The sequence below is a fragment of the Helicobacter sp. MIT 03-1614 genome (assembly GCF_000762925.2).
Classification (GTDB): domain Bacteria; phylum Campylobacterota; class Campylobacteria; order Campylobacterales; family Helicobacteraceae; genus Helicobacter_C; species Helicobacter_C hepaticus.
Map to the genome: position 1 here is coordinate 75,829 of NZ_JRMS02000007.1, position 14,107 is coordinate 89,935.

The following is a 14,107-nucleotide window of genomic DNA, read 5'->3' on the forward strand; positions in this document are numbered from 1 at the left end:
TTGGTTGGCTAAAGTTAAAGGAGTGGGAATGTTTAGGCAGTTAAAAGCAAAGCTTAAAAAGTCAAAAAATGCTAAAAAGATAGAAGCAGATAAACAAAGTGCAAATCCTAAGCATTATCCATTGCAATTATCTCAAAATGAAATAGAATATGTGCGTAACGCACTTAGTAGTGTGGAGGAAACTTGCTAGTTGCTTCACTCACTTCTTATCCCTTAAGAATCCCCACTTTACATTACACGCTTTATTCACTTTTGACACAAACGCTTAAACCTCATAAACTTATCCTTTGGCTCTCTAAAGAAGAATTTCCAAATAAAGAACAAGATTTACCTTCAAGTGTGCTTGACTTTACAAATCACGGCTTGGAGATAAAATGGTGTGAAAAAAATATCAAATCTTATAAAAAGCTCATTCCAACTTTGCAAGATTATCTTAATGCAATTATTGTAACTTGTGATGATGATGTGATTTATCCTAAAGATTGGTTAAGCAAACTCTATAATGCTTATGTGGAGAATCAACAATATATCCATTGCCATAGAGCACATAGAATCTCCTTTGATGAGAGTGGTAGTTTATTGCCTTATATGCAATGGGAATCTTGCATATCTCATATTCAAACTTCACCTTCATTCTTAAATTTCTTTACAGGTGTAGGTGGAGTTCTCTATCCTCCGCATTGTTTATATAAAGATGTTTTAGATGAGCAGAAGTTTTTACATCTCGCACCCCATCAAGATGATATTTGGTTTTGGGCTATGGCATTGCTCAAGGAGACAAAAATCAATGTCGTAGAGGAAAACTATACAGAATTTATGAGTTATGTAGATTATACAAAATGTGGGACATTGTGGCTAGAGAATGCAAAAGGTGGAATAAATGATAAAGTCTTGCATACTCTCTTAGAATCTTATCCTGTGCTGAGGGAAAGGGTAAATATTAATCAATTAAATTGCGACTAAAATAACGGCTTAAGTCATCTGCAAAAAGTGTTACAATCAGGCTATTTTGCACTTCATTAGCGAGTTTTAGACAAGCTATCAAACACGCTCCAGAAGATATGCCTGCTAAGATTCCCTCATTTTTAGCTAGCATTCTTACACCCTCATAAGCTTCCTCATCTGTGATTTTTTGCACACTATCAATGAGTGAAATATCCATTGTATGAGGGATAAAGTTATTACCAATCCCTTCAATATTTGCACAACCCTCTTCACCACCACCGATAATAGAGCCTACAGGGTCGCATAGCACACCTTTTATGCGAGAATCTTGCTCTTTAAGATAACCAACTATACCGCTAAAGCTCCCTCCGCTCCCAGCACCACATACAAGATAATCAATGAGTGCGTCAGAGCCATTTTCACTATTTGCTTGCACTTTTGCCATATCATCATAAATTTCTTTAGCTGTAGTAAGATAATGTGCTTGTGGATTATCAAGATTCTCAAATTGATTAAGACTTAAAGCATAAGGTGTGCAAGATAACATTTCTTGTGCTCTGTCCATAGCACCTTGCATTCCTTTTTCTTTGGGCGTATTGATGACTTGTGCGCCAAGTGCGCGCATTAGAATCTGTTTTTCAATAGAGAATTTATCAGGCACGATAAGAATAGCTTTGCACCCAAAATGTTGTGCCACAAAGGCGATACCAAGTCCTGTATTCCCTGCAGTAGCTTCAATAATAACAGAATCTTTATGTAAAAGACCTTTTTCCTTAAGCTTTTGGCAGATGTAAAGAGCTACCCTGTCTTTTATTCCTCCTGCAGGATTATAGAATTCTAGCTTTGCAAAAATGCGGTTATTGTTTGCAATATTCAAATGAGTAAGTTCTAAAAGTGGTGTATGCCCTATAAGTTCAAGACTTGAACGATAGAGCATACTATACCTTTGCTTTTTTAATGGCTTGATTTAAATCATCAAGTAAATCTTGTGCATATTCAATACCAACAGAAAGGCGGATAAGATGTTCGCTTATACCCATACGCTCACGCACATCTTTGGGGATTGAAGCGTGAGTCATAGATGCAGGGTGGCAAAGCAAGGATTCTACACCTCCTAAACTTTCGGCTAAAACGATTGTTTGCGTGGATTTAAAAAAGATTCTATAATCATAGTTTTTTTTGAGTTCAAAACTTAGCATTCCTCCACCGCTACGAGCCTGTGAGTTTTGTATTTGATAGCCTTCATCACTTTTAAGTCCGGGATAATATACCTTTTCAACCCCACTATGCTCGCTAAGCGCTTGTGCTAAAAAGAGAGCATTTTCACAATGGCGCTGGAGACGCACCCCGAGTGTTTTCATACCGCGAATAAGCAAAAAGCTATCAAAAGGTGCTAACACTCCTCCAATACTATTTTGTAAAAAGCCGATACGTTCTGCAAGTGCAGAATCATTTACAACTACGAGTCCTGCTATAAGGTCGCTATGTCCTCCAAGATATTTTGTTGCTGAATGCACCACGATATCAATGCCAAGATCTAAAGGTTTTTGTAAATAAGGCGTCATAAAGGTATTATCTACAATGCTTAAAATACCTTTTTTTTTCGCAAGTATAGCAACCTGCTCTAAAGGCGTAACACTTAGAAGCGGATTTGCTGGAGTTTCAATAAGCACAGCTTTGACTTCGGGCGTAATAGCAGATTCTAATGCTTTCAAATCACGTGTATCAACAATTTTATAGCTAATATTAAAATGTGAAAAAACTTTATCTAAGATTCTAAAAGTGCCACCATAGACATTATTTGAAATGATAATGCAATCTCCACTTTGAAAGAGACTTAAAATCGTGCCAATAGCTGCCATACCCGAAGCAAAAGCGAAGCCAAATTTTCCACCCTCACATTGGGCAATAAGGCTCTCAATGCCATCTCGCGTTGGATTCTTAGTGCGTGAGTATTCATATCCTAAATGTTCTCCGAGCGCACTTTGGGCATAGGTAGAAGTTTGATAGATAGGGATATTAACTGCACCTGTTCGTGGGTCTGTGGTTGCTCCCCCGTGTATCAGCAATGTATCAAGCGTGCTTTTCATACAATATCCTTTATTTACAAATATATTTGACTTGAATTTTTGCTGTGATTTCTTGCTCTTTGGGTGAGGGCAGTTCCCAGCTTACATCAGAAGAAGCACTCATATTGCTTACTTTAGCAAACTCGCGTGGTGCGAGAGTATTATTAATAGCATCAGCGCTTACAAGGGTGCATTTCTTATCAAGAATCTTAGAATATTCTTGTGCACTTTCTTTAGCAAGCTTAAGCGCACCACCAAAGGTTTTATCTTGAGCTTCTTGCCAAGCTTGAGGAGTAGCAATGATATTAACATTAGGAGCAAGGAAGCTAAGATATTTATTTTTATTGATTTTTTTATCAATATCAGCAATAAAGGCATCATAATCTTTTTTTTGCTTACTTGGCACATCGCATTCAAGACTAAAGCTAAGTGTGTAGCCAACGGTATCACGTGCTGCCCCATCTTTATATTGAATATTTGGACGTAAATCGTGATTGCCGCCTTCACAGAACCCTTTTCGCTTACTAAGCGTAATAATGTCATTGAGCGTATTAGCAATATCTTTTTTGGTTGCAGATTCTATCTCACCACCTTTACGCAAAGTATCACTTTCTGTAATGCGAATACTTGCTTTATAAGCATTAGGCATAATATTTTGTGAAAATGAGACATTTTTATACAAACAAAGTGCATTTTTGGGGCATTCATTGGTGTTAAATGCGTTTTTTTCATCACTGCACGCACTTATCATAAGGGTAAATCCTACAATTCCTAATATTGAGGCAAAAGATAAAGCTTTCATAATCACTCCTTGTATAAAATAAGTGTGGATTATAGCTATTTTGGGTAACTTGTTAGTAATCTAGCATACCATCTTGGGGCAAAATTAAATGAATATCTTTGGGGAGGTAACCTAAGAGTTTATCAAGAAATATACTATTGCCTAGCATATCGCCAAGCAAGAGAACATTATCAATAGCAAGATTTGTTTTGGTATCACGCACGAGGGTAGCAAGAAATTCACTTAGAGAATCAAGCACGCCATAAGCAAGAATCTCATCTTCCATATCTGCGCATTTAAAGCTTATGCAAGAGCGGACAATACGATTGTAATCAAGTGAAATTGTATTATCTTTGCGTAAAAGTTTATAATCAATGCGCGGTCCTCTTTCGCGAACAAAACGATAGGCACGATAAAAAAGTGCATTTTTATCAGTTGGAGTGTCATAAGTGGAGCTAAAGCCAAGTATAAATGAAATAACACCAAATATATCAGTAAGATTATGTGAAAGCTGTGATGTTTCGGGCAAGGCAAAGATACGTTTTAAAAGCTGTGGAGAATGTGCCCCAAAGCTTTTAATGAGTTCATCTCCGTTTTCATACGATTGAATAATATTTTGGAGTATAAGATGAGGATTACATTCAAAGGCAATATCAAGAAGGATTTTTGATCTTTGATCTTTAATAAGAAATGCGCTTGGGTGAGTTGTGCTAAGGTAGATGATGAGATGAGATTGAGGGAGGGAATCTTCAGAGGGTGTAGAAATATCAGTTTGTGTATATGTGTGAAGATGTGCGTTAATGAGAGATTCTAAAGTATATTGCTGTGCAATATGTGTATCAATGAGTATGCCATTATGCGAGATAGTGAGAGTTTGTGCATTGAATGCTTGAGAATGGCAAAAATCAAAAGGCGCTGGATAAGTGTGTTGCATATCATAAGAGAGAAAAAAGTATCCGATATCATCTTGCAAAAGTAATGCACTAATGAGGGCTAGAGGCATATCATAGGGAAGTCCAATCAATACTAAGCCACACTCATCAATAGGGAAGTGTTCTTGGAATACTTCCTTTGGCACAAGATGTGTAAGAGGTTTTTCAAAACTTGCAAGCGTATCAATATGGGCTTGATGTGTGCGAAAGTAAGTTTTAATTGAGGCAATATCACAAAGTATAGTTGTGTGTGTATGGGGAGTGGGAGAAAGAGAGAGAATCTGCACGCCTCGTTGTGTGCAAAAAGGCACACTTTGTTTTTCCTTAAGCATATTTACAATGTGTATAAAATATGTTTTGTCTGGAGAAATAAGCGGTTTATGTACATAGGAATTAGGCGGATTAAGAAGTGCAAACATATCACTTGAGGAATTAAGAATCTCTTTTGTCTCTAAGGCAGTATAATAATATGTTTTGGGTGTATGAAATTGTGTGAGAATAGTGTGCGAATCTTGAAATGAATTTTGTATATGCAGAGGTAATTCAGGGAATGCGTGAGGAAGAGATTGGCGAAAAGATTCTTTGCAAAGAGTTGTATAAAATGGTGTTGGTGGCGCGATTGTATGTAATTCGCGAAAGCAAAAATACAATGAGAGTGGGAGTTCAAGTGAAATCTCATTGGCAAATTGTAAAATAAGTTGGGCGTAGGCTTTGCTTTCGTATGGACAATCAAACAAAGAAGGAATAGGCTGATTTGGACAAATTTGCGTATAAGATTCTCTTAAGGCTGGTATGTTGGGGATTAAACAATGTGTATGTTCTGCGTATGTATAAAAAAATGCTTCTAAGTTAAGGACTTGAGCTTTTGAAGCAAGGAGAAAGAGAAAAAAGCTTTCATCTTGATTTTTATTATAGAATCTAAAATCATAAATCATTCATAGCCTCTAAAAGAACCATTAGCGACTTCTTGTAAATCTCTATTGTCAACTTTTTGTGCGTGGATACCATTTTCTTCTAAAAATTCTAGAGCAAGCTTTTCCATAATCTTTGCACCTTCTTTTACAGGTTGTGAGAGAGTAAAAGCTGTATCTTCGCCAATGACTTCAGGAATGATGCCAATAATTTTAACAGGGGGTAAATCACCATTAATTGCGGTAAGACGCAATGTTTGAAGCATCTCTACTTCGTGTGCGCTTCCTGCCCAAGTGATAATATTTGGCACATTATCAAAATCAAAATAATATACCTCACCAATGTTGGCATTATTGACATCTACGCAATCAAGAATAAGAACCTTATCATAAGAAGTAATCAGGGGAATGAGCATAGAAGCAAGTGTGCCACCATCGACAAACTCTACCTCATTTTCCCCGCTAAAGCGATAATTGAGTTTAAGAAAGTTGGCTAAATGCACCCCAATACCCTCATCACCAAAGAGGATATTACCAATGCCAAGCACTAAAATTTTCATACAAGCCTTAAACTTTTACTTCATCAGTGTAGCGTATACCGCTTACAATAGCATCTACACCACCATTTGGGTATTTAATTGAATTCCATACTGCAAAATAAATATGCACTGGAATAAAGATGATAATCGCCCAAGTAAAAATATGATGCAGATTCCGCACACTTGATAATCCTCCACAAAGCACCTCTACCCATTTAAAGCAAAATTCTAAAATTGCTCCAAGTCCATTATTATAAACATTATAATAAAGCACAACTCCCGTGAGAGATATAAGGAATACGAGTATGCCAAGGCATAAATAGGTTACAAATTGTATAGGATTGTAAGTTCCATCAATATGAGGATGATTGCCTATAAACATATAGGTTTTAATTTGGGCTATCCATATTTTAGGTTGTAGTGCTTGGTTAAGCGAGATTCTCTCAGGCAGAGATTTTTTGTCAAAGAAAAAAAGATAGATTCTAAAAAATGAGATAGCAATAAGCACAAAACCCATAATCAAATGCACACTTCTGATATAACCTTGCAAGTAAGAAGTGCTTACCGCACCCATACTTTGTTCAATAACAACTTGCCCTTGTATACTTCCTTGCAAAGTAGCTTGTGTCGTATCAGGATTTGACATAATAAAAGGATAAGCGATATAGAATCCTGTAGCAATAAGTGTAAAGATACATAGTGCTCTTAGCCAGTGAAATATGCGTGTGAGCCCAGAAAACTCTTCGTGCATATGAAGCTCTTTTTTAAACATTTCAATTTTATTTGTATTCATATCGCCTCCTTTATCGTAGTCTTGCAAATGATGGCTCTACCTTATATTGACTTAGTTCATTACCTTTTGTGTCCATAACATGCACTGCGCAGGCAATACACGGGTCAAATGAATGAATATGACGAATAATCTCTAGCGGTTGAGTAATATCTTTGACTTGTGTGCCAATAAGGCTCATTTCATAGGGTCCTTTTTTACCATTAGCATCACGTGGTCCTGCATTCCAAGTTGAAGGCACAACAGCTTGATAGTTTTCAATAACACCATTTTTGATACGCACCCAGTGGCTAAGCATTCCTCGAGGCACATTACCGATAAAGCGTCCTTTGTATTCTTTGTTTTTATCAATACTATAAGGTGCACAAGTATTTTTATCTCCAGAGGCAATATTGGCAACAAGTGTATTGAAAGCTTTTATGCCGTGGTCTGCGACAACTTTACATTCAATAGCACGTGCTGCAGTTCTACCAAGAGTGCTAAAAAGAGCTTCTTTAGGCAAGCCCGTAACGTTAAGAAGTTCATTTACAATATCAACAATAGCTTTGTTTCCACTTGCATAACCTACTAGCACACTTGCAAGCGGTCCAACTTCCATAGGTTCGCCATCATAACGAGGAGATTTAATCCACGAATATTTGCCATTTTCGTCAATAACTTTAGAATCTATAAGCTTACCATCAGGTCCAATAGTTTGGGCGTCTTTAAAGCCTGTGTATTGAGGATTTGTTTTGCCATCATAGGGGTGGAGTGGCTGATTATCCTCATACCACGAATGTATAGCTTCTTCTGTGATTTTGCTCTCATCAATAGGATATACTTTACTTAAATCACCATCTTTTATGATTCCACTACTAAAAAGCCACTCTTCAGGTCCTACTTGCATTTCTTGGAAGCTGATAAAGTTTTTAACTCCACAACCTTTTAATACAGAATCTTCATTTTTGTAAGCTTCGGCTGCCATAATAATATCTGCCCAATATGCGCGATTGATAAATTCAGTAACTTCTTTATACTTAGTAAGCCATTCGCCTAAACGGCTTGGGTCTAAAATATCCATAACAGAAGTTACGCCACCTACAGTGAGACTTTGTGGATGTGGATTTTTTGCACCAAAAATTGCCATCATTTGTGCAATGACACGTTGCACTTCAAGGAGTTTAAGATAATGCGAGAGAACAATGAGATTTTGCTCTGGAGTAAAGTGATAAGTTTTGTGTCCCCAATACGCATTAGCAAATGGTCCAAGCGCACCTTGTTTAACAAAAGTGCTTACTTTTTCTTGCACAGCTTTGAGTTCATTTTCACCAGTGCAGATAGGATTTGGGCTATATTTGAAAGCAAGTTTTGCAGCAGCAGCGCAATCAGCTTTTAATGCAGAAGTAATATCACACCAATCAAGTCCGTGCAAGGTATAAAAATGCACAGCGTGGTCGTGTAAAAAAAGAGAAATATTCATTAAAGTGCGTGTAAGGATAGCATTGAGTGGAGGCTTAATCCCTAGCGCATTTTCTACAGCAGTAATTCCTGCTTTGTAGTGGGAATAAGTACATACACCGCAGATTCTTTGAACGATAAAACCTGCATCACGTGGATCGCGATTTTTAACGATTGTCTCTAAACCACGCCATAATGTTGAAGTTGAGAACGCATCTTGTATCACATTATTTTCATCAACAATAACCTCAATTCGTAAGTGCCCTTCAATTCTTGTAATTGGATCTACAATAATACGTTTTGTCATATTCTACCCCTTATTTTGCATTTTGTGTTGAACTAATAATTGCGTGTGCGGCAATACCTATGGCTGCAGCCCCGAGCACTACAGCGCCGATTGTATCTGCCGTTTTGTCTGCGCCCATTCCATTAAAACTTGTTGCATAAAGACGATTGCCTATAGGCTCTTCAAATGGGTTCATTGTATCCCAAAAATGAGGCTCACTACAACCTATACAGCCGTGTCCCGCTTGAATAGGCCAACTTGTATGTTGGTTAAATCTTAATTTTGAGCAATTGTTAAAAGTATAAGGTCCTTTACAGCCTACTTTGTAAAGGCAGTAGCCTTTTTGTGCATTTTCATCGCCAAAATGTTGAACGAATTGTCCTGCATCAAAACGTCCTCGACGTTCGCATAAATCGTGGATTCTTAGTCCATAAGCCCAAGTTGGACGATTATATGCATCGAGTGAAGGAAGTGAGCCAAAAAGGATAAAATGCAACACATTTCCTACAATATTTTTTTCACTTGGCGGACAACCAGGCACATTAATGACACTGCGGTTGGTAATTTCGCTAAGAGGCACAGCATTTGTTGGGTTAGGATGTGCAGCTTGGACACCGCCAAAGCTTGAACAAGTGCCAATGGCAAAAATTGCTTTTGCGCCTTTTGCTGCGTGTCGTGCTTCTTCTGCACCTGTGCGAGCGTGTCCTCCGATAGTGAGATAAAACTCACTACTGCCTTTGGGGATACCGCCTTCTACCATTAAAATATATTGCCCAGCATATTTTTCGATGGCATTTTCAAGATTATGTTCGGCTTGCCAACCTGAAGCAGCCATAACGGTTTCGTGGTATTCAAGGCTTATATAATCAAAGATTAAAGAATCTATGCTCGGCGCATCACCGCGAAGTAAGCTTTCACTACAACCTGTGCATTCTGCCATATGTAACCATACCACAGGGAGACGATTAGCAACTTCTGCAGCTTTAGCAGTGAGCGGGGCAAAAGTTGCGGGTAAAGCTAATGCAGCTGTCATCATTCCTGACCATTTCATAAAATCACGGCGAGAGAATCCTTTAGATTCTAATTCTTGTAATAAGTCTTTTTCTGCATTATGAGCAGGAAGCTTGGAGAGTTCATCAAGCCTTTGGGAAGCCTTTTTAAACAACTCTTGGTATGCATCTTGTGTTTTCATAAAAACCCTTTCCTTATGATTTTTGTTGTTAAGCAATAGTATTTTACATTAAATTTGAGATTTTGTTTATAATTGTTTATAAAATGCTTTGATTGTTTTATTTCAAATTACTAAAAGTAGCCAAACTCTAATTTTTAAAAATCTTGATGTTTTATTTTGCTTTTTGAAATATTTTTAAAAAATAAAGCAAAATTATAAATTTTATTGTCCAGTAAATTTTTTATTGAATAAAGCAGTGTATAATATTTTGGATTTTAAATACTACTATGACTTTAAGTTGCCTTTAGGAAAAGGTTATATTTTGGGGGAGTAGCAGATTTAAAATATATCTTAAAATGACAACAAAGGAGTTTGTTATGGCTAAATATAAAGAATTAACTAATGATAACTTTGATACAGAGGCTTTAAGTGGCGTAGCATTGGTGGATTTTTGGGCACCTTGGTGCAATCCTTGCAAGATGCTTTCTCCGGTAATAGATAAACTTGCAGATGAATATGAAGGTAAAGCAAAAATTTGCAAAGTTAATGTTGATGAGCAAGGAGAGTTATCAAAACGATTTGGTATTAGAAATATTCCTACAATCTTATTTATGAAAGATGGGGAAATTAAAGACCAAGTTACAGGCGCAATGCCAGAGCAAGTTATTCGACAAAAGCTTGATTCGATTCTTTAGAATCTTTAGAGACTTCGCTTTAAGCGGAGTTTCAAGATAAGCAATACATATAGTTTTATATGCTAAAATATTTTAAAACATTCCCTCGACTTTATCTTAATTATCACCTCCTTATTCTCTTAAGTAGCGCTTTTATTGTTTTTTGTCTTAATCATTTTTTTAATACTACTTTTAATACTACTGCGCACCAAGTGGGTTTTGATTATCTTGTATGGCTAAATGGTGTAATACATATTTTGATTTTGGCTTTAGCTTTTGAGATAATAAGTCTGCGTTTAAGTGTGAAATATGTAATAGGTATAGTGCTATTATTGTGTAGTGTGTGCGGATTCTATATGGATTCTTTGGGTGTTGCATTTGATGAGGATATTATCCAAAGCATATTTGAAACACATATAGACGAGGCTTTTGATTTAATGAGTTTCGGACTTATTAAATATATTTTATTATTTGGCGTATTTCCTATTGTTTTGCTTACCTTTATTAAACTCAAAAAAAAGCCTTTTGTTCGCGCATTTACCCAAAAAATTGTATTTATTATAATATTAAGTATGCTTATTGGGGGAAGTTATGGATTATGGGGCAAGGACATTGTTTTTGTGTTTAAAGCGCAAAAGAAACTTGAGAAGATACTCAATCCTATTGCACCTATTCGTTCTTTATTTCTTTATATCCAACATTCACAGGAAAAGCAAAGTTTTGTTCCTACTCTTATCGCCAAAGATGCAACTTTAGCTAAAGAGATACCACCACAGATTGTTGTATTTGTTATTGGTGAGAGTGCAAGAAGTGCAAATTTTGCTCTTAATGGCTATGTAAAGCCTACAAATCCTTATACAAACACACTTAATGTAATAAGTTTTAAAGAATTTTATTCCTGTGGCGTAATTACAGCTATTTCTGTGCCTTGTATGCTGACAAATTACACCCAAGAGACTTATACGAATCGGAATCTTTCTTTATATATCAATAATATCCTTGATATAGCTCAAAGTGTAGGATATGAAGTGTGGTATTTGGGCAATAATGGTGGTAAATGCGTGGGGGGTTGTGATAGAAATATTAAGCACACTATAATTTATCCAACTGATAGCCTTGATAGCGTTATGCTTCCCGATATAAAAAACATTATTGCAAATGCGCATAAGATGAGGCAAAATACCTTTATTGTCGTGCATCAATATGGAAGCCACGGAGCATCTTATAGTAAGCGCTATCCACCAGATTGGACGCGATTTACCCCTGTGTGTGAGGAAAAGGAGCTTTCAAAATGCACTTATGAGGAGATTATAAATGCTTATGATAATTCGCTTGTATATAGCGATTGGATATTAGCTCAAATGATAGAGAATCTCCAAAAGGTAGATGATATGCGCTCTATGCTATGGTATGTAAGTGATCACGGAGAGAGTTTAGGGGAACTAGGGCAATATATGCACGGAGGGCTAGGTTATACTCTTGCTCCAAAGTATCAAAAGCATATTCCTTCAATTATGTGGTTTAGCACAGGGTGGGAAAATGCTCCTGCTAAAGCGCGGGAGCGTATAAATCATCATTTAAGCCACGATTATGTGTTTCATACATTGTTGCATATACTTGGTATTCACACGCAAGATTATCAGCAAGCCCTTGATATAATGCCCTAACGCCCCTCTTCTATTTGAAGTATCTCCGTGCCTTTGAGGAGCTTATCAATATCCTTGCTCTTAGGGGCAATGCCTTGTTTTCCATTGTATTTAGTCATTACATCATCATAAGTTTTTCTCATTGTATCAATATTGCGTCCAAGTTGCTCTAGCACATTTTCAAATTTTTCAATACGTTCAAAAAGTTTTTTAATTTCATTAAATATCTTGTTGATATTTTTATCGCGGTATTCAATCTGCCATAAATTATGAATAATTTTTAGCACTGCCATAATCGTAGTAGGGGAGACAAGCACCACACCTTTTTGGTATGCTCTATCATAAAGCGTAGAATCATACTGCATTGCTTCTAAAAATGCTCCCTCAATAGGAATAAACATCAGCACAAAATCAAGCTTTTGCCCTTGCAAATATTGATGATAATTTTTGGCACTCAAATTGTTAAAATGCGTTTGTATGGAGTGTGCTAATTCTTTTTGCGCACTTAATTTTTGCATTTCATTTTGAGCATTGCATAATTTTTCGTATGCTACAAGCGAAGTTTTAGAATCCACAATCACGCATCTCTGCTCATTACCACTTTTGGGTAATTTAACAATCGCATCAGGGCGGAGTATTTGTGATTGTTCATCACGCATACTTATTTGCAGCTCATATTCTCGTCCCTCTTGCAAACCACTATTTTCAAATACGCGTTGCAAGATGATTTCACCCCAATTTCCTTGTGCCTTATTCCTACCTTTGAGAGCATTTGTGAGATTATGTGCGTCATTTGAAAGCTGCACATTGAGTTTGCTTAATTGCTCAATTTGTGTTTGTAGGGCAGTGTGTTGTGTAAGCGTAGCGGTATGATTATCGTTTAATTGCTTTGTGAATCTTGTGATTTCTTCTCGCAAAGGTTGGAGTGAGAGGAGTTGCATTTGATTGAAGCTTTGGGTATTTTGCCGCAAAATATCCGCACTTATAGCTTTAAAAGCATTTTTTAGCTCTTCTTTGTTTTTATCTTGTTCCTCTTGTGTGTGATAAAATTGCTCTTTAAGTGTGTGAATCATATGTTCAGAGCGTGTTTTTTCCTCTAATAATCGTGCTTCACATACTTTTTGCATATCGTTAAGTCGCTGGGTATGAGAAGATTCTATCATTTGGAGCGTAGTTGTGGCTTGAGCGTATTCAAGGCTAAGTGTTTGAATGTGCTTTTCAAGATTTTGGATTTGTATTTGTAGAGATTGTGTAGTAGCATTATGAGTAGCGATAAGTTGAGATTGCTTTTTTTTAAAGCGATGATGAAGCCATAACCATATACTGCCACCACTCAAAACAAAACTTGCACATATAATAAGAAGTAGGGTAGAGATATGAAGTAACATTTAAGAATCCTCACGCACAAAATCGCCACTTTTACCACCGCTTTTTGATTGCAGAGCAATATCACTTATAACCATAGACTTATCAATGGCTTTAAGCATATCATAGATTGTTAAAAGCCCGATACTCACACCCGTGAGCGCTTCCATTTCTACACCTGTTTTACCCTCACATTTGACTAAAACACCAAGTGTGATAGAGTGTTCAGCGGGATTTGGGGTTATATCCACATTGATTTTATTTATCATAAGCGGGTGGCACATAGGGATAATTTCACTTGTTTTTTTACTCCCCATAATAGCGGCAATAATCGCTGTTTGTGTAATAGGACCTTTTTTTCCTGTGTGATTTATAGCAGATTCAAAAGCTTGCTCGCTCATTGAGATAACACCGCTTGCATAAGCCTCACGTGTAGTGATATGTTTATCGCTCACATCAACCATTGTTGGATTGTTTTGTTTATTGAGATGTGTAAGCTGCATACTATTCCTTAAAAATAAAGTTTATAGAATCTAAATATAGCATTATATCAATTTTGGT

Annotated in this window: 14 protein-coding genes; 4 read left to right on the plus strand and 10 right to left on the minus strand. The window is 36.7% G+C overall.

The genetic code is table 11. From position 1 onward, the window contains the following. Positions 1 to 28 precede the first annotated feature (28 nt). Both LS66_RS10090 and LS66_RS06305 read left to right on the plus strand, forming a co-directional pair. Positions 29 to 190 carry a hypothetical protein gene (locus tag LS66_RS10090; RefSeq protein ID WP_011114908.1) on the plus strand — a complete coding sequence of 54 codons (162 nt, stop codon included), beginning with the start codon at positions 29 to 31 and terminating at the stop codon, positions 188 to 190. Next, positions 184 to 963 (plus strand): hypothetical protein, encoded by a 780-nt coding sequence (locus tag LS66_RS06305; RefSeq protein ID WP_138091950.1) that lies wholly within the window; start codon positions 184 to 186, stop codon positions 961 to 963. The genes LS66_RS10090 and LS66_RS06305 overlap by 7 nt, the downstream gene beginning before the upstream one ends. On the opposite strand, the gene LS66_RS06310 is transcribed toward LS66_RS06305, so the two are convergent. From LS66_RS06310 to LS66_RS06345, 8 genes are read right to left on the minus strand one after another with little or no spacing between them, the layout of a single operon-like run. Next, positions 941 to 1,882, minus strand: a complete 942-nt coding sequence (locus LS66_RS06310; protein WP_034367348.1) for a cysteine synthase family protein — start codon at positions 1,880 to 1,882, stop codon at positions 941 to 943. The two genes, LS66_RS06305 and LS66_RS06310, sit on opposite strands and share 23 nt — an antisense overlap. 1 nt (position 1,883) lies before the next feature. Continuing rightward, positions 1,884 to 3,035: a PLP-dependent aspartate aminotransferase family protein gene (locus LS66_RS06315; protein ID WP_034367351.1), complete on the minus strand. Its 1,152-nt coding sequence runs from the start codon at positions 3,033 to 3,035 to the stop codon at positions 1,884 to 1,886. Positions 3,036 to 3,045: 10 nt separating this feature from the next. Further along, on the minus strand, positions 3,046 to 3,816 hold the full coding sequence (locus tag LS66_RS06320) for an SIMPL domain-containing protein (protein ID WP_034367352.1): 771 nt from the start codon (positions 3,814 to 3,816) through the stop codon (positions 3,046 to 3,048). Positions 3,817 to 3,868: 52 nt separating this feature from the next. Beyond that, positions 3,869 to 5,662 carry a hypothetical protein gene (locus tag LS66_RS06325; RefSeq protein ID WP_034367355.1) on the minus strand — a complete coding sequence of 598 codons (1,794 nt, stop codon included), beginning with the start codon at positions 5,660 to 5,662 and terminating at the stop codon, positions 3,869 to 3,871. After that, positions 5,659 to 6,198, minus strand: coding sequence for a HyaD/HybD family hydrogenase maturation endopeptidase (locus tag LS66_RS06330; protein WP_011114902.1), 540 nt, complete (start codon positions 6,196 to 6,198; stop codon positions 5,659 to 5,661). Before LS66_RS06330 ends, LS66_RS06325 begins: the two co-directional genes overlap by 4 nt. Before the next feature lie 7 nt (positions 6,199 to 6,205). Further along, positions 6,206 to 6,970 (minus strand): Ni/Fe-hydrogenase, b-type cytochrome subunit, encoded by a 765-nt coding sequence (gene cybH, locus LS66_RS06335; RefSeq protein WP_011114901.1) that lies wholly within the window; start codon positions 6,968 to 6,970, stop codon positions 6,206 to 6,208. A 10-nt stretch (positions 6,971 to 6,980) separates the two neighbouring features. Continuing rightward, positions 6,981 to 8,711 carry a nickel-dependent hydrogenase large subunit gene (locus LS66_RS06340; protein WP_034367358.1) on the minus strand — a complete coding sequence of 577 codons (1,731 nt, stop codon included), beginning with the start codon at positions 8,709 to 8,711 and terminating at the stop codon, positions 6,981 to 6,983. A gap of 10 nt (positions 8,712 to 8,721) precedes the next feature. After that, positions 8,722 to 9,882, minus strand: a complete 1,161-nt coding sequence (locus LS66_RS06345) for a hydrogenase small subunit (RefSeq protein ID WP_034367361.1) — start codon at positions 9,880 to 9,882, stop codon at positions 8,722 to 8,724. Positions 9,883 to 10,238: 356 nt separating this feature from the next. Here LS66_RS06345 and trxA point away from each other — a divergent pair, with 356 nt between their 5' ends. Beyond that, positions 10,239 to 10,556, plus strand: a complete 318-nt coding sequence (trxA, locus tag LS66_RS06350; protein ID WP_011114898.1) for a thioredoxin — start codon at positions 10,239 to 10,241, stop codon at positions 10,554 to 10,556. A 59-nt stretch (positions 10,557 to 10,615) separates the two neighbouring features. Next, positions 10,616 to 12,202 (plus strand): phosphoethanolamine transferase, encoded by a 1,587-nt coding sequence (locus LS66_RS06355; protein WP_034367363.1) that lies wholly within the window; start codon positions 10,616 to 10,618, stop codon positions 12,200 to 12,202. On the opposite strand, the gene rmuC is transcribed toward LS66_RS06355, so the two are convergent. Then, entirely contained in the window at positions 12,199 to 13,569 is a 1,371-nt protein-coding gene (rmuC, locus tag LS66_RS06360) for a DNA recombination protein RmuC (RefSeq protein WP_034367366.1), read from the minus strand. The two genes, LS66_RS06355 and rmuC, sit on opposite strands and share 4 nt — an antisense overlap. Then, entirely contained in the window at positions 13,570 to 14,049 is a 480-nt protein-coding gene (gene moaC, locus LS66_RS06365) for a cyclic pyranopterin monophosphate synthase MoaC (RefSeq protein WP_011114895.1), read from the minus strand. Positions 14,050 to 14,107 lie beyond the last annotated feature (58 nt).